At 63.8% G+C, this 26,323-nt stretch carries 23 protein-coding genes; 15 read left to right on the top strand and 8 right to left on the bottom strand.

The window, feature by feature from the left end; all coding sequences use genetic code 11:
- Position 1: 1 nt before the first annotated feature.
- The 9 genes from AC522E_RS15290 (at position 2) to AC522E_RS15250 (ending at position 9,164) form a co-directional block, all read left to right on the top strand.
- Positions 2-1,084 (top strand): CoA transferase, encoded by a 1,083-nt coding sequence (locus AC522E_RS15290; RefSeq protein ID WP_500747117.1) that lies wholly within the window; start codon positions 2-4, stop codon positions 1,082-1,084.
- Positions 1,085-1,097: 13 nt separating this feature from the next.
- The gene (locus AC522E_RS15285) at positions 1,098-1,916 is read left to right on the top strand and encodes an SDR family NAD(P)-dependent oxidoreductase (protein WP_500747116.1); all 819 of its coding nucleotides are present in this window, start codon (positions 1,098-1,100) and stop codon (positions 1,914-1,916) included.
- 9 nt (positions 1,917-1,925) lie between these two features.
- Positions 1,926-3,122 carry a CaiB/BaiF CoA transferase family protein gene (locus AC522E_RS15280; protein WP_500747115.1) on the top strand — a complete coding sequence of 399 codons (1,197 nt, stop codon included), beginning with the start codon at positions 1,926-1,928 and terminating at the stop codon, positions 3,120-3,122.
- Entirely contained in the window at positions 3,119-3,538 is a 420-nt protein-coding gene (locus AC522E_RS15275) for a PaaI family thioesterase (protein WP_500747114.1), read from the top strand. Before AC522E_RS15280 ends, AC522E_RS15275 begins: the two co-directional genes overlap by 4 nt.
- A gap of 365 nt (positions 3,539-3,903) precedes the next feature.
- Positions 3,904-4,635, top strand: a complete 732-nt coding sequence (gene aqpZ, locus AC522E_RS15270; RefSeq protein WP_500747113.1) for an aquaporin Z — start codon at positions 3,904-3,906, stop codon at positions 4,633-4,635.
- A gap of 124 nt (positions 4,636-4,759) precedes the next feature.
- A complete protein-coding gene (locus tag AC522E_RS15265) occupies positions 4,760-5,341 on the top strand; it encodes an NUDIX hydrolase (RefSeq protein WP_500747112.1) in 582 nt (193 codons plus the stop codon).
- A gap of 195 nt (positions 5,342-5,536) precedes the next feature.
- The gene (locus tag AC522E_RS15260; RefSeq protein WP_500747111.1) at positions 5,537-7,531 is read left to right on the top strand and encodes a methyl-accepting chemotaxis protein; all 1,995 of its coding nucleotides are present in this window, start codon (positions 5,537-5,539) and stop codon (positions 7,529-7,531) included.
- Positions 7,532-7,716: 185 nt separating this feature from the next.
- On the top strand, positions 7,717-8,445 hold the full coding sequence (locus tag AC522E_RS15255) for a DUF2076 domain-containing protein (protein WP_500747110.1): 729 nt from the start codon (positions 7,717-7,719) through the stop codon (positions 8,443-8,445).
- A gap of 128 nt (positions 8,446-8,573) precedes the next feature.
- Positions 8,574-9,164 carry a YdeI/OmpD-associated family protein gene (locus AC522E_RS15250; RefSeq protein ID WP_500747109.1) on the top strand — a complete coding sequence of 197 codons (591 nt, stop codon included), beginning with the start codon at positions 8,574-8,576 and terminating at the stop codon, positions 9,162-9,164.
- Positions 9,165-9,280: 116 nt separating this feature from the next.
- Here AC522E_RS15250 and AC522E_RS15245 read toward each other — a convergent pair whose 3' ends face one another.
- Together AC522E_RS15245 and AC522E_RS15240 are read right to left on the bottom strand one after the other, a co-directional pair.
- Complete coding sequence (locus tag AC522E_RS15245; protein ID WP_500747108.1) at positions 9,281-9,610, bottom strand: DMT family transporter; 330 nt, start codon at positions 9,608-9,610, stop codon at positions 9,281-9,283.
- Positions 9,611-10,129: 519 nt separating this feature from the next.
- Entirely contained in the window at positions 10,130-10,915 is a 786-nt protein-coding gene (locus AC522E_RS15240) for a L,D-transpeptidase (protein ID WP_500747107.1), read from the bottom strand.
- 217 nt (positions 10,916-11,132) lie between these two features.
- Between AC522E_RS15240 and AC522E_RS15235 the strand changes: the two genes are divergently transcribed.
- The 4 genes from AC522E_RS15235 (at position 11,133) to AC522E_RS15220 (ending at position 16,326) form a co-directional block, all read left to right on the top strand.
- Positions 11,133-11,978 (top strand): DMT family transporter, encoded by an 846-nt coding sequence (locus tag AC522E_RS15235; protein WP_500747106.1) that lies wholly within the window; start codon positions 11,133-11,135, stop codon positions 11,976-11,978.
- A 249-nt stretch (positions 11,979-12,227) separates the two neighbouring features.
- Positions 12,228-12,518, top strand: a complete 291-nt coding sequence (groES, locus tag AC522E_RS15230; protein WP_500747105.1) for a co-chaperone GroES — start codon at positions 12,228-12,230, stop codon at positions 12,516-12,518.
- Positions 12,519-12,569: 51 nt separating this feature from the next.
- Positions 12,570-14,204, top strand: a complete 1,635-nt coding sequence (gene groL / locus AC522E_RS15225; protein WP_500747104.1) for a chaperonin GroEL — start codon at positions 12,570-12,572, stop codon at positions 14,202-14,204.
- Between the two features lie 214 nt (positions 14,205-14,418).
- Positions 14,419-16,326 carry a calcium-binding protein gene (locus AC522E_RS15220; RefSeq protein WP_500747103.1) on the top strand — a complete coding sequence of 636 codons (1,908 nt, stop codon included), beginning with the start codon at positions 14,419-14,421 and terminating at the stop codon, positions 16,324-16,326.
- Between the two features lie 59 nt (positions 16,327-16,385).
- Here AC522E_RS15220 and cls read toward each other — a convergent pair whose 3' ends face one another.
- Both cls and otsA read right to left on the bottom strand, forming a co-directional pair.
- Positions 16,386-17,822, bottom strand: a complete 1,437-nt coding sequence (cls, locus tag AC522E_RS15215) for a cardiolipin synthase (protein WP_500747102.1) — start codon at positions 17,820-17,822, stop codon at positions 16,386-16,388.
- 76 nt (positions 17,823-17,898) lie between these two features.
- Entirely contained in the window at positions 17,899-19,314 is a 1,416-nt protein-coding gene (gene otsA, locus AC522E_RS15210) for an alpha,alpha-trehalose-phosphate synthase (UDP-forming) (RefSeq protein WP_500747101.1), read from the bottom strand.
- 451 nt (positions 19,315-19,765) lie between these two features.
- Here otsA and AC522E_RS15205 point away from each other — a divergent pair, with 451 nt between their 5' ends.
- On the top strand, positions 19,766-20,845 hold the full coding sequence (locus AC522E_RS15205; protein ID WP_500747100.1) for a flavodoxin family protein: 1,080 nt from the start codon (positions 19,766-19,768) through the stop codon (positions 20,843-20,845).
- 53 nt (positions 20,846-20,898) lie between these two features.
- Here AC522E_RS15205 and AC522E_RS15200 read toward each other — a convergent pair whose 3' ends face one another.
- Positions 20,899-21,927, bottom strand: a complete 1,029-nt coding sequence (locus AC522E_RS15200) for an ABC transporter substrate-binding protein (protein ID WP_500747099.1) — start codon at positions 21,925-21,927, stop codon at positions 20,899-20,901.
- A 255-nt stretch (positions 21,928-22,182) separates the two neighbouring features.
- Between AC522E_RS15200 and AC522E_RS15195 the strand changes: the two genes are divergently transcribed.
- Positions 22,183-23,430, top strand: a complete 1,248-nt coding sequence (locus AC522E_RS15195; protein WP_500747098.1) for a hypothetical protein — start codon at positions 22,183-22,185, stop codon at positions 23,428-23,430.
- 53 nt (positions 23,431-23,483) lie between these two features.
- Here AC522E_RS15195 and AC522E_RS15190 read toward each other — a convergent pair whose 3' ends face one another.
- From AC522E_RS15190 to AC522E_RS15180, 3 genes are read right to left on the bottom strand one after another with little or no spacing between them, the layout of a single operon-like run.
- On the bottom strand, positions 23,484-24,272 hold the full coding sequence (locus tag AC522E_RS15190; protein WP_500747097.1) for a MetQ/NlpA family ABC transporter substrate-binding protein: 789 nt from the start codon (positions 24,270-24,272) through the stop codon (positions 23,484-23,486).
- 30 nt (positions 24,273-24,302) lie between these two features.
- Positions 24,303-24,968, bottom strand: coding sequence for a methionine ABC transporter permease (locus AC522E_RS15185; RefSeq protein WP_500747096.1), 666 nt, complete (start codon positions 24,966-24,968; stop codon positions 24,303-24,305).
- The gene (locus tag AC522E_RS15180; RefSeq protein ID WP_500747095.1) at positions 24,958-26,052 is read right to left on the bottom strand and encodes a methionine ABC transporter ATP-binding protein; all 1,095 of its coding nucleotides are present in this window, start codon (positions 26,050-26,052) and stop codon (positions 24,958-24,960) included. The genes AC522E_RS15185 and AC522E_RS15180 overlap by 11 nt, the downstream gene beginning before the upstream one ends.
- Positions 26,053-26,323 lie beyond the last annotated feature (271 nt).

Here is a 26,323-nt window from a genome sequence, read left to right as displayed (position 1 = left end):
TATGGCAGCGCCGCGTCCGCTCGAAGGGAAACGTGTCATCGAGTTGTCCCAGTTCATCGCCGGGCCTACCGCGGCGCAACTTCTGGCGGATTTCGGGGCCGAGGTCATCAAGATCGAAGCGCCGACGGGCGATGGATCGCGGGGTTTGCCGGGAACGGCTTTCGGGAGCGTCTATACCCGGAGCTTCAATACATCGAAGGCAAGCGTCGTCATCGATACGCGCCGGGAGGCGGACCGCGCCAAGCTGTTCGATCTCCTGGGCTCGGCGGACGCCCTCGTCTGCAATCTCGCACCGGGAGCGCTGCGGAGGCTCGAGCTCGATGCGGCTTCCATCCGCCGTCGGTTCCCGCACCTGATTGCCACCCTCGTATCCGGCTATGGCCAGGACGACGACAGGACCTGCATGGACACGATCGCCCAGTGCGAAAGCGGCTTTGCTTGGCTCAACGCGGCAGAGGATGGCAGCCCCCGGATCTCGACGAGCTGGCCCGCCGACTTTTTCTCAGGACTGTACGCGGCCCTCTCGACCGCTATGGCCCTGGCGGAGGCGGGCCGCACCGAAGGCTGTATCATCGACATCTCCATGATGGAGATCGCCGCCGCCATGCTGCTTGGACCCGCGGCCCTGCTCGTGTCGGAAGGTGGCAGGCCTGCCCCGGGTACCGGCAACCGCGACCGCGCTTCGGCTCCTTCCGGCGTCTATCCGTGCCAGGATGGCTACGTCTACATCTATGGCGGCCTCGATCCCTACTGGGCGAAGCTGAGAGGCATCGTGGGCGGCAGGGACGTGCCGTTGGACGAGCGCCTCGCCAGTGCCCATGAGTTCGACGACCAGGTCATCGCCTGGACATCGCAGCGGACGCGAGAGGCCGTGCTGTCCGTCATGAACGAACTCGCCATTCCCGCGGGAGCTGTCCGTGATCCTATGAAGGCGATCGAGACGATCCGTAGCCTGCGTGCCGGCGCGGTCAGCCGCAAACTGGAGAGCGGCGAGCACGTCCCGAGCTTCCCAGCCCTGTTCGACGGTGAGCGCATCCACCGTTCCCCAGCACCATCGCTCGGCGGCAGCCGCCGAGCCGACTGACCGGAGCAAGATCATGCCTTCAGCGTCCTCGAGAGATTCCTACGATGCGTCCGTCCTCCGGGACGGGCTTTTCGAAAACCGCTCCGCCTTCGTATCCGGGGCAGGGTCCGGTATCGGCCGCGCCATCGTGCTGCGGCTTGTCGAGCTCGGCATGTCGGTCTTCGGCACGGGCCGCCGCGTGGAGATGCTGGAGGAGACGCAAAGCCTGACAAGAGGCATGGCGGGGCAGTTCGCGTACAAGCCTTGTAACGTCCGCGACGCGGAAGCCGCCGAGATGCTCGTTCGTGAAGTGGGGGAGAGCAGGGGCATCGACCTTCTGGTGAACAACGCGGGGGGACAGTTTTTCGCGCCGGCCACCGCAATCAGCCGAAAGGGCTGGGACGCAGTCATCGATTTGAACCTGAATGCCGTCTTCACCGTCACGAAAGCGGCCTATCCCTATCTCAGGGCGAGCCGTGGCTGCGTGGCCAGCATCTCGCTCTCGGGCGTGGACCGTGGCTCCATGGGCTTGGCGCATTCGATCGCGGCGCGGGCGGGCGTTCTCGGCATGACCCGGTCGCTCGCGCTGGAATGGGCGAAGGATGGCATCCGTCTCAACTGCATTGCGCCCGGCACGGTGGTTACCGAAGGCCTTGCCGGGGAGGCTGCCCGCCCGATGCTCGAGCGCTTGATCGAGGCCACGCCCATGGGGATTCCCACCTCGGTCGAGGAGGTGGCGGAGCTTGTCGCCTTCCTCGCGAGCCCGGCCGGACGCCTGATGACAGGGCAGCTGATCCAGATCGACGGAGCCGCCCATCTCGGCCCCGGTCTTCACATGATCGCGGCAGAGTAGGAGAGCCAGATGCTAGCGTTGGAGGGGATCAAGGTTCTCGATCTGTCGCGGGTGCTCGCCGGCCCGTGGTGCACGCAGACGCTCGCGGATCTCGGAGCCGAGGTATGGAAGATCGAGGAGCCCGCCAAGGGAGACGATACCCGAAGCTGGATGCCGCCTGATCTCCATGGCGAATCCACCTATTTCCTGTGCTGCAATCGCTCGAAGCAGTCCGTCGCCATCGACATGAAGGACCCTGAGGGGCAAGCCGTGCTGCGCCGCCTTGCAGCAAAGGCCGATGTTCTTGTCGAGAACTTCCGCAAAGGGGCCCTGGATCGCTTCGGCCTCGGCTATGAGCAGCTCTCCGGCATCAATCCGCGTTTGATCTATTGCTCCATCTCGGGCTATGGCCGCACCGGCTCTCGCGCGGACGAAGCCGGCTACGATTTCGCCATTCAGGCGGAAAGCGGTCTCATGGCGATCACCGGCGAGCCGACGGGCTCGCCCATGAAGCACGGAATCGCCATCACCGACATCGTGACAGGCATGAATGCCACCCAGGCCGTCCTTGCCGCGCTTCTTGCACGTGAAAAGACTGGGAGGGGCCAGCTCATCGACGTGTCCCTGTTCGATTCCGCTGTCGCCCTTCTCGCGAATGTCGGTTCCGGCCATTTGGCGACCGGCAATGAGCCCAAGCGGTATGGCAATGCCCACGCGACGGTCGTTCCGTACCAGCTTTTCGACACCGCCGACGGAGTCCTTGCGCTGGCGGTCGGCAATGACCTTCAGTTCAAGAACCTGTGCCTCCGGGTCTTGGAACGTCCCGACCTTTGGGCGGATGAGCGCTATCAGCGGAATCGCGATCGGGTCATGAACCGGGCGACCCTGATCCCGTCTCTCGCGGAGGTATTCCGCACCCGCACGACGGCGGACTGGATCGCCCTCCTCAAGCAGACCGGAGTTCCCGCAGGTCAGGTCCGCAATGTCTCCCAGGTTTTCTCCAGTCCCGAGGTGGCGGAGCGTGACATCGTCGTCGAGGTGGACGACGCGCGGCACGGACGTCTGCGCCTGACGGCCTCTCCCCTCCGCCTTTCTGAAACGCCCGTGCGCCCGCCCGTCGCGCCGCCCAGGCTCGGCGAGCACACCCACGACGTTCTCGGGCGCGAACTCGGGATGATGGAGAAGGAGATCGAGGTCCTGCTCGATCGTGCGGGTCCGCGGCCATGACAGCAGCCTTCGATCCTGCAACGGAGGGCTGGAGAATCCGGGATGACGAGCCTGGGCTCATGGATCTGGTCGGCCCCCTGTGGCAGCGTGGAGAGGGCGAGAGCATCGCTTTCGGTTTCGTCATAGAGGGGAAGCACCTCAACCGTCGCCATGTGGTGCATGGCGGCATGGTGATGACCTTTGCCGATCAGGCCCTCGGCCTCACGGCCCGGGCGATCACAGGCGGGCTGGCCCAGGCAACTATTCAGCTCGATACCCATTTCATAGCGCCCGCCGTGGCCGGCGAATTCGTTTCGACGAAGGCCGAGGTTGTCCGGCGCACCCGCTCCATCCTGTTCATGAGGGGAACGTTGAGCGTCGGGGAGCGCGCCATTGCCTCCTCGCAGGGGATCTGGAAGATGCTCTCGAAGGTTTGAGCCCGGACGGCCTGGACCGCAGCACGGGATTCACGGCCGCCGGACACCCTCCTGGCCAAAGTGCGGGTTTCTGCCGCCGGGGCGTCTGAACGAGTTCCGCCTACGCTTCGATGAAGTTGGGGCTGCGAGACAGACTTCGAAGTGCCTGATATAGTCTTTGTCAGGCACGGACACGAAGATCGATATTTCCAAATTCTCGGAAGCTCCTGCGGACTGGAGCTGGGATCCGCGATCGGGCGCCTTCCGGGACGGATGCAGGGCAGGGGAAGCGACCTCAAGCCGGTGGGGACTCCCGAAATCCCTGGAGCCGCTGTCGCGTAGTCGCCGCACAAGACTCTCCAGCCCTATCTTCTCGGGAGGATCGCATGGATATCCGCAAGTATCTCGCCGAGGCCGTCGGCACCTTCTGGCTCACCTTTGCCGGTTGCGGCAGCGCGGTGATCGCCGCCGCCTTTCCGCAGGTTGGCATCGGCCTGCTTGGGGTTGCCCTGGCCTTCGGCCTCTCCGTCCTGACCATGGCCTATTCCATCGGCCATATCTCGGGCTGCCACCTGAATCCCGCCGTCACCGTCGGCCTGGCCGCCGGGGGGAGGTTTCCGACGAAAGACATCGCGCCCTACATCGCCGCCCAGGTCGTCGGCGCCATCGTCGCCTCGGCGATCCTGTACCTGATCGCGAGCGGCTCGGCGGATTTCAGCCTCGCCAAGGGCTTCGCCGCCAACGGCTACGGCGAGCATTCCCCCGGGGGGTATTCCCTGGTCTCCGGGCTGGTGGCCGAGGTCGTCCTGACGATGATGTTCCTGTTCATCATCATGGGCGCAACGCATGGAAAAGCGCCGGTCGGTTTCGCGCCGATCGCCATCGGGCTCGGTCTGACGCTGATCCACCTCGTCGGCATTCCGATCACCAATACCTCGGTCAATCCGGCGCGAAGCACCGGTCCGGCGCTCTTCGTTGGCGGCTGGGCATTGGCGCAGCTCTGGCTGTTCTGGCTCGCACCCATGATCGGCGGCGTGCTCGGCGGGGTTTTCTACCGCTGGATCAGCGAGGAGCCGGCGGCTCTCGTGACCGGCTTGCCGAAGGCGCCTGCCCACTAGGAAGGGAAGATCGGCGGATACCCGGCGGCTACCGGGTATCCGCCGGCTCGCCTCGAGCCTATAAGAAAGCTCGGTGTGCATGAGGACCGGACACGGTCGAGCACGAAGAGACAGGGCTGACGAGGTGAGCTTCGATCCGGCGGCTTTCCGGCACAGTGTTCTTGCCCTCCTTGACGGCCACGCGGCTCTGTTCGGCCGCTCCGGGGCCGACCACGCCCGATTACGGAGCCAGATCGGGAGGGGAGACGACATTCACTCCCGCCGTACGTTCCCGGGCCATGTCACCACCTCCGCCCTGATTCTCGACGAGACGGGGCGATACACCTTGCTTGTTCGCCATCGCTCCCTCGGGCGTTGGCTCCAGCCGGGCGGCCATTACGAGGCGCCAGAGGCACTCGACATTTCCGCCCGTCGCGAGGCCGTCGAGGAAACGGGGCTGGCGGAGATTGGCTTCGATCCCTGGCACCAGGAGGCGGACCTTCCCATCGACATCGACAGCCACCGCATCCCGGCCCGCCCTACGCGAAACGAGCCGGAGCATTGGCATCACGATTTCCGTTACGTGATGCGCGCCAGACGAACACAGGACCTTCGGCCGGATCTTTCAGAGGTGGTGCAGGCCGCTTGGCATCCCCTCGCTGTCCTCGAGGACATCGCGCCCGTGGCCATGACGCATATGAGAGCACTCGGCCTCGTACGCGCATGACGGTGCTTCCTCAGGATCAATGCAGCGTGCCCCTGCGCTCCACTCGTAGTTTCCCTCGAGGATCGTCGCCGTAGGAAGAAGAATTTAGTCGGCTATTACTTGAGATTACAAAGGCTAAACGTCTCATTACGCTAAGTCACTGTTAACGTATTTGGCGACATTGTGCCCGCCATGCAATGTGCGGAGGTACGGGCAATGAAGGTTCTTGCTCGCTTGCGGTGGCCGTCGGTGCGGGTGCGGGTTGCTGCGCTGAGCGTCGTGATGATCCTGGGTTTCGGAATCGTCGGTGCGGTGTTCCAGAGGGGGCGGGGAGATGTGGAGCAGGCGCTCGACTCTCAGCAGACCTATTCTGCCCTGGCCGACAACGCCTACCAGTTCCGGGTACGCGCCGATGCCCTGAAGGTGACGGCCCGGGAATGGACCTCCTCGCGTCTCAGCCACCTGAGCCAGGCCTTCAGCGATCAGCACAACGCCCTCGTGGAGCAACTCGTCGCCATGAACGCGGCGCGCGGCGCGGCGCTGGTCGGACCGGAAGTGGCCGATCTGGTCCAGCGCGCCACCGGACTCATTCAGCAGGCGAAGATCCTCGACAGCTTGTATCTCCAGATCGGCTACCAGGCGGATCAGGGCGCCCGCGGGGAACTCGCGAAGGCGCAGGCGGATCTCGAGAAGCTCGTGCGGCCGCTGTCGAGCAGCGGCGAAATGGATGGCCAGCGTCTCTGGGCAGCGACTCTCGGCATGTTCCTCCAAGAGGCCCGCGCCCGTGCATCCCTGGAGGACACGACGGTTCTGGGGAATTTCGAGGTGGAGCAGGGCCGCTTCTCGCGGGCGGTCAACAGGCTCGGCGGCGAGGCGGCCGAGGCCAAGCCCGCCATCGAGGCCGCCGGCGAGACCTACCAGAGGGCGTTCGCATCCTGGGCCGATCAGGAGCAGAAGGTCTCGGGGGAGAGCGAGCACCTGATGGGTCAGTTCGAGCTTCTCGTGCCGACCCTCGAACAACTTCTCGCGAAGGTGCGCGCCGAATCCGAGAAGGCCGATGCCCAGCTGATCGCCTCGCAGGAGCGGACCTTTACACTCATTCTCTGGGTCATGGGCGGCGCTCTGCTGCTCGGCCTGATCCTCATGCTCCTTGTCGGCCGTTCGATCTCCCTGCCGCTGACCCGGCTCCAGCAGGCCATGCAGCGCCTGGCGGACGGCGATGCCATGGCGGAGATCCCGTCGACCAAGGCCTCCGACGAGATCGGTGCGATGGCGCGTACGGTGCTCGTCTTCCGCGACAATGCGCGCGAACGCGAGCGGCTGACCGGCGAACGCGAACGAACGGCTTCCTTCGAGGCCGAGCGTGCCACCGCGATCGCGGAGGCAATCGGCGCCTTCGACGCCTCTGTCGAGCGGATCCTGGCGGAGGTCCGGCAGGCTTCCGGCGAACTTGCCAACGCGGCGGGCGACCTCCAGGGATCGGCGCATCACGTCACCCAGCAGGCGCAGGTAGCGGGAGACGCCTCGACCCGTGCCTCCATGAACGTCTCGGCCGTGGCGAGCGCCGCGGAAGAGCTCGACAACTCCCTTGCCGAGGTGGCGGCCCAGACGAGTGCCTCCACCCAGGCCTCCGAAAAGGCGGTCGCGGAGGCGCGCGGCGCGTCCAGCAGCATGGCGGCCCTGTCCGCCGCCACGTCGCAGATCGACGAAGTGGCTGGGCTGATCCGCACCATCGCCGCCCAGACCAACCTGCTCGCTCTCAATGCGACCATCGAGGCAGCGCGCGCCGGCGAGGCCGGCAAAGGCTTCGCCGTGGTGGCGCAGGAGGTCAAGACCCTCGCCGCGCAGACGACCCGTGCGACCGAAGACATCGCCCGCCAGATCGAGGCGGTCCAGGAAGCCTCGCGCAACACCCTCGGCGCGCTCGGCAGCGTCCAGAGCAGCGTCGAAGATCTCGCCTCGGTTGTCTCGGCGGTTGCGGTCTCGGTCAGTCAGCAGACGGCCGCGGTCTCCGAGATCGCGCGGTCGGTCGCGCAGGTGTCGACCGATGCACAGGCGGGAGCCGTCGCCATCCAGACCACGGAAGCGGTGGCGGTTCGTTCACTCGAGGCCGCGCAGGCCGTCGCGGATCTGTCCGTCACCCTGGAACAGCAGGCCGAGCGGCTCGGCACCGAGATCGGCCAGTTCCTCGATAACGTCCGGGCCGCCTGATCGGCGCGCGTCGCGAGGACCATCGCAGCCATGTCCCGGGCCGTAGCGCCCGGGACATCTTGTTGTCAGAGCACTCCCGAGGCGGCGCTGCCCTTCGGCCCCGGTTGCGGACGCCGCCCTCTAAAAATCATCGACGCCATGCTTACATCTCGTCCAGCGCCCGAGGCGCGTGAAGGAGATTTGCCATGAACGACCAGGAACGTCAGGTCATCGCCGATATTTTCCGTCGCCTCGAGCAGGTTGCAAGCCAGCCGCGCGATCCGGAGGCGGAGGCCTTCATCGCCGAGAACATCCGCCGGCAGCCCTATGCGCCCTATGCAATGGCGCAGGCGGTCTTCGTTCAGGAACAGGCGCTTGCCAGGCTGCAGGCCGAGAACGAGACCCTTCGCGCCGAGCTGGAGGCCGAGCGGCGCCAGCCCCAGCCCCAGCAGGGTGGCTTCCTGTCCGGCCTCTTCGGAGGCGGGGCCCGTCCCGAGCCGGAATACCGCGAACCAGCCCGTCAGGCCTCGCCCTGGGGCCAGCCGCAGCCAGTGCCGCCATCCTATCAGCAGCAACAGCAGCCTTTCGGTGCCCCGCAGGGCGGCATGACGGGCGTGGGCGCGCCGGGCCCCTGGGGCGGCGGCGTGCAGCGTGGCGGCGGCTTCCTCCAGGGTGCGCTGTCGACGGCGGCCGGCGTCGCGGGTGGTGTGATGATCGCCAACGCCCTGTCGCATGCCTTCGGCGGTGCAGGAGAAGCCGCGCAGGGCGCCGGGGACAAGTCAGCTCTCGCGGGCCTCGATAACGCGCCGGGCAACGATGCCGCTGGCAATGCCGGGATCACGGATGCGCTCTATCCCGACCGGCAGGAGAACGGTGGTCAGCCCGATGAGTGGGACATGGACGGCGAGGGCGAGGACCAGGGCGACTGGATCTAGCGGACAGGTTGTAAGGGGAGGTCCCGCCCAGGGGCCTTCCCCGTGCTTGATGACGCTTCCGGTTCTGGCTCTTCCATATCGTGGGGACGATCGCCTAACCTGCCAACCTGGAGAGCCAAGATTCGGATATGAGTGCGCATAAGGGATTGCCGGTACTTACCTTCGCGTCGCGAGATGACTGGGAAGCATGGCTGGCCGAGAATGGAGCGGTTTCCGTCGGTGTCTGGCTGAAACTGGCCAAGAAGTCATCGGGTCTCGCGACGGTCGGCAAATCCGAGGCTGTCGAGACGGCCATCGCCTTCGGCTGGATCGACGGTCAGCTCGATCGGTTCGATGAGCTGTTCTGGCTGATCCGCTTTACCCCTCGCACGCCGAAGAGCAAGTGGTCGCAGATCAATGTCGACACAGCCAATCGGCTGCTGGCGGCAGGGCGCATGGCTCCGACCGGTATCGCCGAGATCGAGAGGGCCAAGGCCGACGGACGCTGGGACGCGGCCTATGCACCACAGAGCAGGATCGATATTCCAGCGGACCTACAGGCAGCCCTCGACGCGCAGCCGGCAGCCAAGGCCTTCTTCGCGACATTGAAGGGTGCCAATCGCTACGCCATTCTCTACCGCGTCCACGACGCGAAGACGGACAAGACCCGCGCCGCGCGGATCGAAAAGTTCGTGTCGATGCTGGCGCAGGGCCAGACGATCTATCCAGGCAAAACCTGACGGCTGTTGCGCCTGTCCCGTGTCACTGCCGGTCGAAGCCTGGTGCCGTCGATCTTCGTTCTTCGCGGCGCCCGCCCTGGATGACGAGAGCCATGCGAGAGGAAGGTGCCGTCGCTTCAATGCCCGACGGTTTGAGAGAACAGGTTGATGACGAGCACGCCGGCCATGATCAGAGCGATGCCGAGGATGGCCGGCAGGTCGAGGGCCTGGCGGTAGAGAAACCAGCCGACGAGGGCGATGAGAACGATGCCGATCCCCGACCAGACCGCATAGACGATGCCGACCGGGATCGTGCGCAAGGTCAGCGACAGACAGAAGAACGCCACCCCGTATCCGATGACCACGAGCATGGACGGCCACAGGCGGGTAAAGCCCTCCGATGCCTTCAGAGCGGAAGTGGCGATGACCTCGCTGACGATGGCGACAAGCAGATAAGCATAGGTCATGGGGCCTCGATGTGCGCGGTCGGTTCGGTTCATCTGCTGATAGCCGAGATCGTCGCTCTCGCCAAAGCGGGGCCGGTGGAGCGGACGTTTCGTCGATGGTCATAGGCTCCCGTAGGCAAAAGAGGCATGGCCAATCCATCATCGGCCGGAAGGCCGGGTATGCGATTGTAGAAATGCGCGCCAGGGAGCGATCTATAGGGTTAAACCACGCTTCCTCTCTGTTCAGAGAGGAAGGGACAACGGTGACTTACTGTGCTCCTCTTTAAATAAGCAGCTATACGTTCAAAGAGTATTTTATTGGACATTCATCAATAGCGAATTGTGTTGCCAGAATATTTGTTTTCTGTTCCGCATCTGATCCCGTGAAGTACGTAACATTATCCGGAAGAGGTAGATTGCGGCGAGATTTCTGGAACGAAACGGCAACATCTCCATCGGCGCTTTTTGGAGGCAGGCCCATACGAAAGGCCGGACAGAGGATGTCCGGCCTTATCAGGCGCCATGCAAGTCCGATCCCGGTCAGATCACGATGACGGGCGCGCCGACGGGAACTCGGTTGTAGAGATCGATCACATCCTTGTTCAGCATGCGGATGCATCCGGAAGACACCGCATGGCCAATGGTATGCGGCTCGTTGGTGCCGTGGATGCGGTAAAGTGAGGAGCCGAGATAGAGCGCGCGGGCGCCGAGCGGGTTGTCCGGTCCGCCTTCCATGTGGGTGGGCAGGTCGGGACGGCGCTTCAGCATTTCCTTAGGCGGGCGCCAGTCGGGCCATTCGCGCTTCATGCTGACCGTCTTGCGGCCGGCCCATTCGAAGCCGGGGCGGCCGACGCCGATGCCATAGCGAATCGCCCGGCCTCCCTCCTGCACGAGATAGAGGTATCGCGAGGGCGTATCGATGATGACCGTGCCGGGCTTCTCGGGGCCGCGATAGGTCACGATCTGGCGCTGGTATTGTGGCTTGATCGCGTAATCGAGGACGTCCGCTCCGGTCATGTCGCTGTCGGGCAGGGCGGCGGAGGGGTCGTTATAGGCATATCCCGTCATCGGATCGACATTCCGATAGACCTCCCGGCGCGATGCCGGCCGGGTCACGCTCGGATAGGTCTCGCGGTAGCCGTCCTGCGGATACCCGGGCGGGTAGCTGTAGCCGGGCACATAGCCGGCATTGGAATGCGGCACCACGAGCAGGTTGCCATAGACGTCCCGCGGCGGCGCTGCGTAGTAGCCGGGTGCCTGCGCGAAGGCGGCAGCGGGGAGGAGGACAGCGAAGAGGGCAGCGGTGCAAGGAAGCAGAGAGCGCATCGAAGCATCCTGTGGTTTCAAGCTTTGGCTTACTCCGGACATAACGGGAAGCGCGGCGATTGTTTCCGCGAATACGGCAGGAATGAAAAGTGTCTCGGGTCCTTTATTCCTGTCGATACATGAAAAGTGATGGTGATAAGGGCGGCGAACTGCGCTATCAGCCCGCCTTGGCCTGCGGTGCCCATTCCGGGCGCTCCCCTCTACCCGTCGAGACATCATGCAGTTCGGTCCCGCCTTGCGGGCTGCCGCGGGAATCGCGGTCCTGTCCGTCATGGATGCGGTCATCAAGGGGATGGCCGCCCATTATCCGATCTTCCAGGTCGCCTTCCTTCGCTTTGCCTGCGGAACCCTCGTCGCCACGGGCGTGGTGGCGGTGCTCCGGCCCGGCTGGCCGTCCCGCGAGACGGTCGTCGCGAACCTCCTGCGCTCGGTTGCCGCCGTGGTGACGGCGGTGAGCTTCTTCTATGCGCTTGGCCAGCTGCCGCTTGCCGAGACCCTGGTGCTGTCATTCCTGTCGCCGATGTTCATCGCCGTGTTCGGGGTGATCCTGCTGCGGGAGTCGGTCGATCCCCGGATCGTCCTTGCGATCGCCGTAGGTTTCGGGGGCACCCTCGTCGTCGTCCTCGGCCAGTCGGAGGGCGCGCAGGCGGCGCGCTCCTGGTCCGGAGTCGCGGCGGCGCTTCTCTCCGCCGTCACCTATGCCTTCAGCCTCGTCCTCCTGCGCCAGCGGGCCCAGAGGGACAAGTTCATGCATATCGTATTCTTCCAGAACATCGGCCCCGGACTCCTGGTCCTGCCCCTGGCCCTGGTGGTCTGGCAGCCCCTGAACCTCGCCCATCTCGCCTGGTTCATGCTCATGGGCGTGCTCGGGGTCATCGGCCATATCCTCATGGCGACCGCCTATGCGCGGGCGGAGGCGGCCCGGCTCGCCCCCCTGGAATACACCGCCCTGATCTGGGCCGTCCTGATCGGCTACGGCGTCTTCAGCGAAGTTCCGACCTGGGCCACCATGGGCGGCGGAGCCCTGATCGTTCTGGCAGCCCTCCTGACATCGCGCCGCTAGCGCTTTGGGCCGCGCCGGAGGACCGCATCGGCGCAGTGACGGCTGAGGTCTACGCGGGCGACGACGCGCCGCTCCAAGGGGCGGCGACACCCTCGGCCCGTTCACGATATCCTTTTGGGGTGTCTTGACTCATTCCCGCAGGGTCCTTATCTCGCCACTTGCGTTGGCACTCGATGCCTGACAGTGCTAACAGCGACAGACCAGGACGTGGCCATTGGGGGCTACGCTAACAGTCAAAGAGGAAGTTCCATGAAGTTCCGTCCGTTGCACGACCGCGTCGTCGTCCGCCGCCTCGAGAGCGAAGAGAAGACGAAGGGCGGCATCATCATCCCCGACACCGCCAAGGAAAAGCCGCAGGAGGGCGAGGTTGTCGCCGTTGGCTCCGGTGCCCGCGACGAGAGCGGCAAGCTCATTGCTCTCGATGTGAAGGCCGGCGACCGCGTTCTGTTCGGCAAGTGGTCTGGCACCGAGGTGAAGATCGACGGTCAGGATCTCCTGATCATGAAGGAATCCGACATCATGGGCGTGATCGCGAAGTAAGTTCGCACCGTCCCTTCCAACCAATTTTCAAGTCAACTGGAGGCAAAGCCCATGGCTGCCAAAGACGTTAAGTTCTCCTCCGATGCCCGCGAGAAGATGCTGCGCGGTGTCGACATCCTCGCCGATGCGGTGAAGGTCACGCTGGGTCCGAAGGGCCGCAACGTGGTGATCGAGAAGTCGTTCGGCGCTCCCCGCATCACCAAGGACGGCGTTACCGTCGCCAAGGAGATCGAGCTCGCCGACAAGTTCGAGAACATGGGCGCCCAGATGGTGCGCGAAGTTGCCTCGAAGACCAACGACATCGCCGGCGACGGCACCACCACCGCGACGGTTCTGGCCCAGGCCATCGTCCGCGAGGGCGCCAAGGCCGTGGCCGCCGGCATGAACCCGATGGACCTCAAGCGCGGCATCGACCTCGCGGCGGCTGAAGCCGTGAAGGACATCCAGGCCCGCGCCAAGAAGGTGAAGTCCTCCGACGAGGTCGCCCAGGTCGGCACGATTTCCGCGAACGGCGATGCCTCCATCGGCGAGATGATCGCTCATGCGATGCAGAAGGTCGGCAACGAGGGTGTCATCACCGTCGAGGAAGCCAAGACCGCCGAGACCGAGCTCGATGTGGTCGAGGGCATGCAGTTCGACCGCGGCTACCTCTCGCCGTACTTCATCACCAATGCCGAGAAGATGGTCGCCGAGCTCGAGGATCCCTACATCCTCATCCACGAGAAGAAGCTCTCCTCGCTCCAGGCCATGCTGCCGATCCTCGAGGCCGTTGTGCAGACCGGCAAGCCGCTGCTCATCATCGCCGAGGACGTGGAAGGCGAGGCTCTCGCCACCCTCGTGGTCAACAAGCTCCGTGGCGGCCTGAAGATCGCCGCCGTGAAGGCTCCGGGCTTCGGCGACCGCCGCAAGGCCATGCTCGAGGACATCGCCGTCCTCACCGCCGGCCAGACGATCTCCGAAGACCTCGGCATCAAGCTCGAGAACGTGACCCTCAACATGCTGGGCCGCGCCAAGCGCGTCCGCATCGAGAAGGAAAACACCACGATCATCGACGGCGCCGGCAAGAAGAAGGACATCGAGGCCCGCGTCGGTCAGATCAAGGCTCAGATCGAGGAGACCACCTCGGACTACGACCGTGAGAAGCTCCAGGAGCGTCTCGCCAAGCTCGCTGGCGGCGTCGCGGTGATCCGCGTCGGCGGCGCGACCGAGGTCGAGGTGAAGGAGAAGAAGGACCGCGTCGATGACGCCCTGAACGCCACCCGCGCGGCGGTCGAGGAAGGCATCGTTCCCGGCGGCGGCACGGCTCTGCTCCGCGCAAAGGCTTCGGTTGCCAAGCTCAAGACCGACAATGCCGACGTGAAGGCCGGCATCAACATCGTCCTGCGTGCCCTCGAGGCTCCGATCCGTCAGATCGTCGAGAACGCCGGTGTCGAAGGCTCGATCGTCGTCGGCAAGATCGGCGAGAACAAGTCGGAGACGTTCGGCTTCGATGCTCAGACCGAAGAGTATGTCGACCTGCTGAAGGCCGGTATCGTCGATCCGGCGAAGGTGGTGCGCACGGCTCTGCAGGACGCAGCCTCCGTGGCCGGCCTGCTCGTCACGACCGAAGCCATGGTCGCCGAGCTGCCGAAGAAGGAATCCGCTCCGGCGATGCCGGGCGGCGGCATGGGCGGCATGGACTTCTAAGTCCATAAAAGCCGCCCATCACTCAAGAAGCTCAAGTCCGGCCTGCCGGACTTGAGGGGCGGCATGGACTTCTAAGTCCCGCTGAACAGCGCTGACCTAACGAAAGGCCCCGGAGGAAACTCCGGGGCTTTTCTCTTGTGCTTTGGCGCACCGCTTATTGTCAAGCTAAATGCAACAACATATCACATAGGACTTAAATCAACGGAGGTCGCTCATGACCGTCTATGTGATCGATGCCAACAATCCCCTTCCGCCCGCCACGGGGGATTATGAGCATGCCCTTGAGATTGGTGATGGCGACACGGTTATCCTTGGGGAGGGTGCTGAGATCCGAGCCTTCGGTTACATGGCGAATGGCATCGATGCCTCAGGGCGGGTCAATCTGCTGATCGACGGCCGAGTTCATAGCGCACAATCTTTCGGGATTTCGATGAGCGGCGCGCTCTCGATTGGACAGTCCGGAAGCGTCACCGGCGCGGAGGGATTGTTCCTTGGGAATCGGTTCGATCAGAGCGCCAGCATCGTCAACAACGCCGGAACGGTCGCGGTGGAGCATGTGGGCGTCTGGGTTGGAGCGCCTCAGGCCGTGATCAACAATTCGGGCAAGATTACAGGCTCCGGCGGCATCTACTGGATTTATCCAACCGATAGCGGCTCCGCATCGCTGACGATCAGCAATACCGGTGTCATCGAAGCCACGGGTGGTGAAGCGATTGGCGGTAGCTCCCGTGGAACGAACGTCGTTATCAATTCCGGTCTCATCAAAGGATCGGTGTTCCTCGGCTATGGCAACGACGTCTATGATGGACGCGGAGGAAGCATTGTCGGTGACCTGTATCTTTACAGTGGTGACGATGTCGCTTTCGGAGGTGTGGGTTCTGAAACATTCCATATAGAGGGTGGTAAGCACTTCATCGATGGTGGCGAGGGGATTGATACCATTCGGTTTGATCGTCAGGTCTTCGTGGATCTGAGGTATGCCTATGAGCAGAGGACGTCGGACACGACGTGGGATACTATCCGCAATGTCGAGAACTTGATCGGCAGCCCCTTAGCGGATCGCTTCTATGGAAGTGACGATGACAACACCTTGAACGGTGTCGCGGGTAATGATCTTCTCGAGGGCAATAACGGTAATGATAGGCTCATTGGAGCCTCGGGGAATGATTCCCTTTCCGGAGGCTTTGGAACCGATGTTGCGGTCTTCAGCGGAAATTTCTCCGATTACGTCATCGAAAAGCGCTCGGATGGCAGCTTCTCAGTAAAGGATCTGCGATACGTTTCATTCGACGGCACGGACTCTCTCATCGGCATCGAATATGCCCAATTCGCCGACCGTACGATTGCCTTGGCATCGACGACAAACTCCGCGCCGACTTCCATCAGCCTCGACGCCACGAGCATCGATGCGCGCTCCAAGCCCGGCGCTCTCGTCGGCCATCTGAGCGGCGTCGATCCGGACGGCGATGCGCTCGGGTATTTTCTGGCCTCCAACCCCGGCAGCCATTTCCGCATCCAGGGCGATCAGCTTCTCGTCGACAAAGCTTTCGTGCCCGGAGATACGGCCTTCGACATTGTCGTGCGGGCGAGCGATCCCAAGGGCGCGTCGCTCGACCGGCACTTCACCATTGCCGTCACGGCCAGCGGCGTCTCGACGGCCCACCCGGAGGGTTCGTCTGCGCAACCCGACGAATCTGTCGAGGCGCTTTTCCTGAAAGGCGGGAAGAAGGCTGACCGTCTCGTCGGCGGAGCTGGGGACGACCATCTTAATGGCGGCCTCGGGAGGGACAAGCTGACAGGTGGCGCGGGCGATGATGTGTTTGCTTTCACGACGAAGCTCGGGAAGGGCAATATCGACCGCATTCTCGACTTCGCGGCTGCCGACGATACGATCCAGCTCTCGGGCAGGATTTTCAGCGGGATCGGCAAGGGGGGCCTGGATAAGGGCGAGTTCAGGCTCGGCGCAAAGGCGCTCGATGCTGACGATCGGATCATCTACAATAAGAAGACTGGCGCCCTGTATTATGACAAGGACGGCTCCGGCTCCGCCTATGCTGCAGTGATGTTCGCGCAGCTGAAGGCCAAGACTGACCTGGGCGCGCACGATTTCCTGATCGCCTGATTGCAGACGCGGTCCCCTGGAGAATACCCGCTCTCACACTCGCACGGACGAAAGTACTCTCACAACAGCGGGCTCACCAACCGCGCGATGTTCTCGACGATCTTCGAGGAGAGGGGCCGTGCGCGCCAGGCTTCGAGCGACAGTTCATCGCTCGATGAGAAGTAGCGCTCCTGCTCCGCATGGAGCTGCGCCGTGATCTCGCGGTCGAACAGGACCAGGCTGACCTCCGAATTGAGGATGAAGGAACGCATGTCGATGTTGCTGGAGCCTATGAGCGATACGCGGCGGTCGACGCTCAGATGCTTCGCGTGCAGGAGCTTGTCCCGGTAGAGGTGGATCCTGACGCCGGCCGCGAGCAGGTCCGTATAGTAGGAGCGCTGCGCGAGGCTGACGAGGATCTGGTCTACCGGCTTCGAGAGCACGAGATGAACCTCGACGCCCCGCAGGATGGCGGTTTCCAGGGCGTGGAGCAGCGCTTCGTTCGGGATGAAGTAGGGTGTCGTGATGACCACGCGCCTGCGCGCGCCGTAGATCAGCGCCTCGATGAGGCGTCCGACGGCGGCCTCCGGATAATCCGGACCGCTCGGCAGCACCTGCGCCACCACATGCCCCGTTCGAGCCGGCTCCGGGAAGAGGTCCGCCGTTTCGAGAATCTCCCGCGTCTCGAGAAACCAGTCCGCAACGAACACAGCCTGCAGTTCGAGCACGACCGGACCGGTGACGCGCACCACGAGTTCCTGGTTCGTGATGCCGGGCTTGAAGTCGGAATCGACGATGTTCTGCGAGCCCACATAGCCGATGGCGCCGTCGATTACTGCGATCTTGCGGTGGTTGCGCAGGTCGGCGCGGGCGGATTTGCGTCTCAGGACGCCCACGGGAAGGACGAGATGGACGGCGATGCCGCGCTGCGCGAGCGCTTCCACGACGCGCGGCGCCCAGGCCCGCGAGCCGAGGGCGTCGATCAGCACCCGGCAGGTCACGCCGCGCTCGGTTGCCCGCGCCAGCGCGTCGATCACGCTCCAGCCGGTCCGGTCGTCGGCGAAGATGTAGAAGAGCAGGTGCACATGGCCCTTCGCGCCGTCGATATCCGCCACGAGCCGCGCGATCGATCCGTCATAGTCGGAGAGAAGCGCCACGTCGTTGCCGTCGACATTGGGAAACCGTCCCAGGTTCTGGATCAGGGTCGCCGCCTGCTGCAGGTTCCCCGGCAGCTCGGGCTCCTGGGACGCGGTCACTCCCCTGATCCGGTCGGCGACCCCCTTGAAGGCCACGGGCAGGCGCGCAAAGCGCTCGCGCCGCCAGCGCGGGTAGTTCGGCCGACCGATGATGTGATAGAGCACAAGGGCCGGCCAGGGCAGGAAGAACACGAAGAGAAGCCAGCCCTTCGCCGCTTCCGGCGACCGCCGGAACGGCACGACGATCAGCATGACAAGGCGGATGATCCATTCCGAGGCCAGGTATGCCGTGGCCCAGGACAGGCTGCTGAGAGGATTCATGCGAGGAGATCGATGCGACCGGCTGACATGCCGCATCTTGCTGAGGCGCGTGGGGGCTGTCCAGTGTCGGTTCGGCCTACTCCCCGACCGGGATGCGGCTTCGCGCCTTGCTCAGGCCCTTGTAGTTGCTGAGTTCCTTCAGGAAGGAATCGGCCCACCAGGATACATCGTAATCCTGGATCGTCTTCATCATGCGCTGCCAACGTGCGATCCGCTCCGGGCGGTCCATGTGGAGCGCGTCGCGAATCGCCTCCGCCACCTCGAACTTGTCGTTGGGATTGACGATGAGTGCGTCGGTGAGCTGTTGGGCCGCGCCCGCGAATTTCGACAGGATCAGCACACCCGGATCCTCGGGGTCCTGGGCGGCGACGAATTCCTTGGCGACGAGGTTCATGCCGTCCCGCATCGGCGTGACGAGGCCGACGCGGGCGATCTTGTAGAGGCTGGCGAGGACGGAGCGGGGGTAGGGGCTGGTGACATAATGGATCGGCACCCAGCCTGGCTCCCCGAGGGTTCCGTTGATGCGCCCGAGCGTCTCGCTCGCGGTGCGGCTCAGGGAGGCATATTCGGGCACTTCGCTGCGACTGGTCGGGGCAATCTGCAGGAAGGTGACGTGCCCACGCTGGTCGGGATTGGCGATGAGGAAGCGCTCGAAGGCTTCCATGCGCTCGGGGATCCCCTTCGAGTAGTCCAGACGGTCCACGCCGATGATCAATCGGCGCGAGCCGAGGCTCGCGAGGGTCTGCTTCACCACCCGATGCGTCGGCGCCCGGCGCGCAACCTGCTGGAAGCCCTTCACGTCGATGCCGATGGGAAAGCCCTTCACCCGGGTCTGGTGCCCGTTCAGGACGACGATATCCGCCCCCTGCTGCATCGCGCCGGCCTCCTGGACGATGGCGCGGCGCAGATTGTCCGCATCGCGGTCCGTCTGGACGCCGACGAGATCGTAGTCGGCAATGGCGCGCAGCAACTCCCTGCTTCCGGGCAACGTTCCGAACACTTCCGGCGCGGGCCATGGAATGTGGTGGAAATACCCGATGCGGTTCGTCACGCCCAGCGCCCGAAGCTCCGCAGCAAGGGGGATCAGGTGGTAGTCATGAATCCAGATGAGGTCGTCCGGCCGCGTCAATCGCACCAAGGCATTGGCGAAGCTGCGGTTGACGCGCAGGTAGCCGGCGTAGTCGGCCCGCGAAAACTCGGACAGGCCGAGGCGGTAGTGCATGATGGGCCAGAGCGCCCGGTTGGCGAAGCCGTTATAATATTCCTGACGGTCGATGGATGTCAGATCCATCAGGGCATAGTGCACATTGCCCTTTTCAATGATTTTCGGCTCGAGAGAGGGGTGGGACGAAACCCGTCCGCTCCAGCCGAACCACAGACCCTGATAGGATTGGAACGCTTCCTTCAGAGCGACGGCTAGGCCGCCGGCAGAGCCCTTGCCGGTCGGGTCCGGAATGGCGACCCGATTGGAAACGACGACGAGGCGAGGCAACAAAACCCTCCAATGACGTTAGGGCGCCGCAGCACCCAAATGGATTATCGCTGTCCTAGATAGTGCAGTGCGGCACGACGACAGCCTCGCGGAATGCATAAACCTTGTGCGTAATGGACAGAGCTCAAAATTGATCTGAATCGAGAGCGTGCGATCGAGGCCAGATGCTACCGGAATATTATGCAGCTTTAAAGCTTCAGGACCAAATAACCCTCAACACGCAGGCCTACCCCTGCCGCCGGGGCCCCTAGGATCGCCTGCGCGAAGCCCGACTCGCGTTGCGTCGCGGCAGGCTATCGCGGCCGCGCTTGCCATTCTCGCGTGTGTCGGTCGTTTCAACGGGCTCTCCGCAGCGAATTGCACAGCCCGCCCCGGACGCAGGGCTCTGGAACAAAGGACGCGAGGATCACGTTCCAAAGCCGAGCTTTTCAGCGAATGTGAGGAGGGCGTCTTGCCAGCACCCGAACCGCGCAAGGGAACGCCCGATCCTACTTTGAGCGAGGATGAGTTCCGCAGGCGCTTCCTCAGCCAGTTCCAGGACCCCGTCTTCGATCCACTTTCCGGAGAGCTCTCTCGCGTCGCCGCAGCCGCCTGGAACGCCTATAGCGACTACCGCAAGAGCCCTCTCACCCGCAAGGCGGGGCCGGGCTTCGCCGATCCCGATTACGACCTCTCTGTGGATTGGATCGCGGCGCGCGATGCCATCGGCGCGGCCCGGCAACGGCATGATTCCGCGCACGGGCCTGCGAGAATTCTGCTCATCAGCGCATCGTCGCGCAGCGAGCATACCTGTCCGGGCGAAATGTCGAAGAGCTATCGCCTGGCCGAGATCGCGCGGGAGGTTTTCGCTGGCGCGCCCAGTGTCGCGGTGGAGGTTCTCGAGCTGAGCCGGCTCGCGGCGGAATATGGCCGCCACATCCATCCGTGCAAGGCCTGCTTCTCGACAGCGGCGGCGCTCTGTCACTGGCCGTGCTCCTGCTATCCCAACTATGCCATGGGACAGACGCAGGACTGGATGAACGACATCTACCCGAAATGGGTCGAGGCCCATGGGGTCATGATCGTCACGCCTGTGAACTGGTACCAGGCGACGTCCCCCCTTAAGCTGATGATGGACCGGCTCGTCTGTGCCGACGGCGGCAACCCGGATCCCACACGCACACACGGCAAGGACGCCAGGCATGCCAAGGAGATCGAGCTGGACGGCTGGGATTATCCCAAGCACCTGTCAGGACGCTTGTTCTCCGTCGTTGCGCATGGGGATGCGGCGGGCGTGGAGAATGTCCGCCGCGCCATCGTCGACTGGCTCAAGGACATGGACCTCATTCCCGCCGGTACGCCCGCCGAACTCGACCGCTATATCGGTTACTGGCAGCCCTATGCCACCAGCCACGACGAACTCGACCGCGACCTTGCTGTGCAGGAGGAGGTGCGCGACGCGGCGCGCACGCTGCTCGAAGCCGTCGTGGCGAAGCGGGACGGAAGGCTCGTTTCCGCTGGACGCCATATCGAAGAGCCGCGCATGAAATGAAACGACGCCGCGCTTTGGACCCGCGGCGCCTTCACGCCCGATGATGAGAGGTCCTACTTCGGGGCCGATTTTACCTCGGCATCCCACTTCTTCAGAAGACGTGTGCGTTCGGCGACCGATCCGTATTTCGCCGTGTCGTAGTTGATGAGCTTCATCTCGGAGAGCTTCGGCGCATCGGGAGAAATCGGAGCGCCCTTGTTGGACGGGATCGAATAGATCTTCAGATCCGCGCCGACCAGCTTCTGCGCGTCGGCCGACAGGGCCCAGTCGACAAATTTCTGTGCCATCTCCGTGTTCTTCCCGCCCTTCACGATGGAGACGGAGCCGGTCTCGTAGCCGGTGCCCTCGCATGGGGCGACCGTTTTCACCGGCGCACCGTCGGCAATCATCGTGACCATGTCGTGCATGAAGGCGATGCCGATGGCAGTTTCGCCGAGAGCCACGGCCTTCACCGGCGCCGCACCCGACTTGGTGTACTGGTTAATGTTCTTGTGCAGGCCTTTCATATAGTCGAAGGCCTTGTCCTCCCCCATCAACTGCACGAGCGTCGCGAGAAAGACATAGGCCGTGCCGGAGGAGTTCGGATCGGAGACCTGAACTTCGTCATGATATTTCGGGTCGAGGAGGTCGGCCCAGCATTTCGGCTCGGGGATGCTGCGGCTGGCGAGAACCTTGGTGTTGTATCCGAGGCCCAGCGCGCCAAGGTAAGTGCCCGTGGAACGGTGGCCCGACTGCTCGGCAAACCGGACGGCCCAATCGTGCAGCTGTGGCAGAACCGGCGACTTGTATTCGGCCGTCAGGCCTTCCTCCGCCGCCTGGATATGCGAGTCGCCGGGGCCGCCCCACCAGACATCCGCGCGCGGGTTGGACGCTTCGGCACGGATCTGCGCCAAGGTCTCGCCCGTGCTCTTGCGCACCATCGTCACCTTCGCCCCCGTGGCCTTTTCAAACGCGGCCACGCCCACTCGACACTGCTCTTCGAGAATCGAGCAGTAGATCGTCAGCGGTGCCTGAGCCTGCGCGGCAAGCGGCGCGGTGCAGGTGGCAGCGACGAGAGACAGACCGAAGATCGATAGGCGCATGTGACTTCCCTCCCTGTCCGGAAAAGCGATCCGGCGTCTTCATCGGGCGATGAAGAAGGTGAGCCGGCTCATTGTCAAGCTCCTTCGGGGCGAACCAATGGCGGCGGCAGACGTTGTGGCCCTGATGTCCCCATTCAGAGAGAACGGCTGTGTCCGTTCGTCGACTTCGACGGCAACATGGTCTTGAAACCCACACGACGCGCGATCCTTGCAGGGCTCACTCTGCCGGCGTTGGCAAAGGCGGGACCTGCTGCGATGGCGCAGAGCAGACCCTTTGAGCGGTATGCGGCCGTGTGGTCTGCCCTTGCCGGTGGCAAGACGATGGCGCGCGGGGATATCGAGACGCTTGTCAACGATCCCGCCGACCTGCCGGAGGACGGCCTCGACCTGGGGTGCTTCTCCGCTGCGATGCCGCATGCGGACGTCCTCTACGATGCCGTTGCACTGCAGATTGCGAGCGTCCTCGGTCCTTCGGGTGCCGGGCTGCCTGCGCTCGAGGATCGCGGGCAGGTTTTTGCGTGGTCGTGGTCCTATACGTCGCGTGCGGCGATCACGCTCTGGAAAGCGACGGGACAGGAGCGCTTCCGAACCCTGTTCGTCGATTCCGCCCGCCGGATCATGGCTCTGCGGGACGACAGGACTGGGCGCAAGGATGAGATCCAGGGCCGTGTCGTGCGATCCTGGGGTGCGCCATGGCCGGTGCACGGAGCGACGAAGCGCATTACGGACGTCACCGTCACCGGTCTCGTCTCACTGCCGATCGTCACCTTTGCCAACGAACTTGGGCGGAACGACCCGCTGGCAGACGAGTTCGGAGCATACGGGCACGACCTGTTGCAGGGCTTCTGGGAGTACGACCGCTATTTTGCCGTGCTGTATGGCGGCCGATCGGGCTATTACCGTTCGTGGCTCGAGCCTGAAACCTTCGAGGCGCAAAACCATGTGCATGCGCTCGCCGCCGCCGGGGCGGAAATCCACCGCCTGACAGGCGACAAGGACGTGTTCACGCGACTGGAGATGCTCTGGAACGGTTTCAAGCGCGGGATCACCCTCGACGACAGGGGGGCCGCATTCTGGGCCTACATCCCCGAGCCGTTCTCGACACAGAAGGTTGCGCCCGAGGCATTCTGGAAGGCCGCCGTCACGCTGGAATTTCCGCTCGCCTGCAGGCATGCTGGCATTCTCGTGTCCGATCAGGACATGAAAGGGTTCGCACGAACCTATTCCGAGAATGTGCTCCTGTCGGACGAGACGTACAATGTCCTCATCGGGTTGCGCGATCCGAGCTTCACCTATCGCTGGGATGGGCCCCTGGCGAAGCCTGAATTCGAATCGCTGATGCCCTTCATCTACCGCGGCCTATGGTTCTCGGGTTACGAGCCATCGTTGACTCCGCGACTGACGGGCCTTTTGCGGAATCACCCGCTCAAGTTTCCCGATGGCCTCCTGCGGACGCCCTTCGGACTCCTGACGCGAGCTCGTCTCTGGCCGACGGCCTTATGAAAAAGGCCGGGCGCAGGGCCCGGCCAGGTCCAGGGAGGAACAGGTGAGGCGGCTTACCAGCTGGTGAGCACCGCGCCCTTGAACGTCTCTTCGACGAACTTTTTCACTTCCGGCGTGTGGTAGGATTCGACCAGGGTCTTCACCCACGGCTTGTCCTTGTCCTCGCTGCGCACGGCGATGACATTCACATAAGGGCCCTTCGGGTTCTCGCGGGTCAGCGCGTCCTTCACCGGGTCGAGGCCGGCCTGCGTGGCGTAGTTGGTGTTGATGACGGCGGCGTCCACGTCATCCAGAACACGCGGCGCCTGAGCGGCGTCGATCTCCACGAACTTCAGCTTTTTCGCGTTCTCGGTGATGTCGATGATGGTCGGCTTGAATCCGACACCGTCCTTCAGCTTGATCAGGCCCTTGTCCTGAAGAAGGAGGAGCGCACGTCCGCCATTGGTCGGATCGTTCGGGATCGCGACGGTTGCACCGCTCGGAAGGGCGTCGAAGGCCTTGTGCTTCTTCGAGTAGACGCCGATCGGGAAGTTGACCGTCAGCGCCACGGTTTCGATCTTGTAGCCGCGGTCGGCCTTCTGGTTGTCGAGATAGGGCTGGTGCTGGAACGAGTTCGCCTCCAGTTCACCCGAGGCAAGCGCCGCGTTCGGCACCACATAATCCGAGAACTCGACGATCTTGATGTCGAGACCATTCTTCGCTGCGATCGGCTTCACGGCTTCGAGAATCTGCGCATGCGGGCCGGGCGTCACGCCGATGCGCACCGTCTGCGTCTGCTGCGCGACTGCCGGGAGCGCGGTGAGAGTGAGGAGGGCAGCAAGGCCGAGGGACTTGAGAGACATATCGTTCTTCCTTGTTCGACGGTTCGAAAATCAGGCCTGACGGATGCGCTTGTTGAGATGGCGGGCGAGGCGATCGCCAATGCTCTGCACGAGCTGAACGAGAACGATCAGCACCACGACGACGGCGATCATCATGTCGGGCATGAAACGCTGATAGCCGTATCGGATACCGAGATCGCCGAGTCCGCCGCCGCCGACTGCGCCAACCATGGCCGAGAAGCCAATGAGCGAGACGACGGCGAGAGTGAGGCCCAGCGTGATGCCGGGCAGCGCCTCGGGGATCAGCACCTTGACGACGATCTGTAACGGGCTTGCGCCGAAGGCACGCGCCGCCTCGATGAGACCCTGATCCACTTCACGGATCGCGCCCTCGATCAGGCGGGCGATGAAGGGCGTCGCGGCGATCGTCAACGGCACGATAGCGGCATTGGTGCCGATGGAGGTGCCCGCGATCAGGCGCGTGAAGGGAATGATTGCGACGACGAGAATGATGAAAGGCGTCGAGCGGGCCGCGTTGACGACGGCGCCGAGGACGCGGTTGACCCATGGCGCGGCGAAGAGCTCACCCTTTCCGCTGGTGGCGAGAAACACACCGAGGGGCAGGCCGAACAGGGTCGCGATCAGCGCCGAGACGGCGACCATGTAGAGCGTTTCGCCGGTGGAGTTGGCGATGAGGCGGATCATCTCAGGCGACATGGCCGAGTACCTCCGTGTCGAGACCGTATTGCTTTAGGAAATCGAGGGTGCGCTCCAGAGATGCTTCCGGCACGCCGATCACGAGAATGCCGCAGGGCCGGCCGGCAATCTCGTCCACGGAGCCCGCCAGGATGTTGGCCTCGATGTTGAGGTCCCGCGCGAGCCGCGCCAGGACGGGATCGGTCGCGTGCGGACCGCGAAAGCCGATCCTGACCACAGCCTGGCCGCCCGGCGCCGGTTCGGGGCGCAGCCTGTCGGCCACGTAGACCGGAAGCGCGCGGCCGGTCTCGTCCGCGAGGAAGGAGCGCGTCACCTCGTGCTGCGGACGGGTGAACACGTCGAAGACGCCACCCTGCTCGACGATGCGCCCGCCTTCGATCACCGCCACTTCCTTGGCGATCGAGCGGATCACCGCCATTTCATGGGTGATCAGCAGAATGGTAAGACCAAGCTCCGCATTGATGCGAGCCAGGAGGTCAAGGATCGAACGGGTGGTCTCCGGATCGAGGGCCGACGTGGCCTCGTCCGACAGGAGAACTTTTGGCTTGGTGGCGAGGGCGCGGGCGATGCCGACCCGCTGCTTCTGTCCGCCGGACAGCTCCGAGGGGTAACGGTTGCGCTTGTCCGACAGGCCGACCAGAGCGAGAAGCTCGTCCACCCGCGCCGCGATGGCCGCCTTGTCGTAGCCTGCCACTTCGAGAGGCAAAGCAATGTTCTGGGCGGCGGTTCGGGAGGAGAGCAGATTGAAGTGCTGGAAAATCATGCCGATGGAGCGCCGCGCGTGGCGCAGGGCGCGTTCCGGAAGCGCGGAGATATCCGCGCCGTCGACGATGACGCGGCCGGATGTCGGCTTCTCCAGGCCGTTGACGAGACGGATCAGGGTCGATTTCCCGGCCCCCGAGCGTCCGATGACCCCCAGGACCGAGCCCCGCGGCACGGTGAGGGCGATCCCTTCCAGGGCCGCAACGGGAGCGCCGTGCCTGCCGGGATAGACCTTCGATACGTCCTGCAGCTGGACAATGGGCTCGACCGGGGCAAGTCGCTGCAGCGATGAGTCGTTGAGGTTTCCAAGGGGTACGTTCATTCCGGGCCGTCGCTTTCTGCGGTGCAGCAATGCCCGAGCCCGTTCTCTATGTCAATCTTTTCGTTCTATATAGCGAAAATTCTGTTGTTTAGAACGGATCCGATCGGTTTGGGCCGATGCTTCCGGCTCAAGGTCCGCAGGATTAAGGCTTTCTCTGCATTACAAAAAATTCAGTCGCAACAAAGCAGAATTGTGTCCATATCTTTGCCACGGGTTCGTCGGATCGGCTGAGCGAGCCGGCCGCAGCGCCGTCATGAATTGTACGAGGACG

It is taken from the genome of Microvirga sp. BF8 (assembly GCF_059888585.1).
The sequence above is the reverse complement of the archived record's forward strand: the minus strand, read 5'-3'. Positions and strand labels throughout refer to the sequence as shown.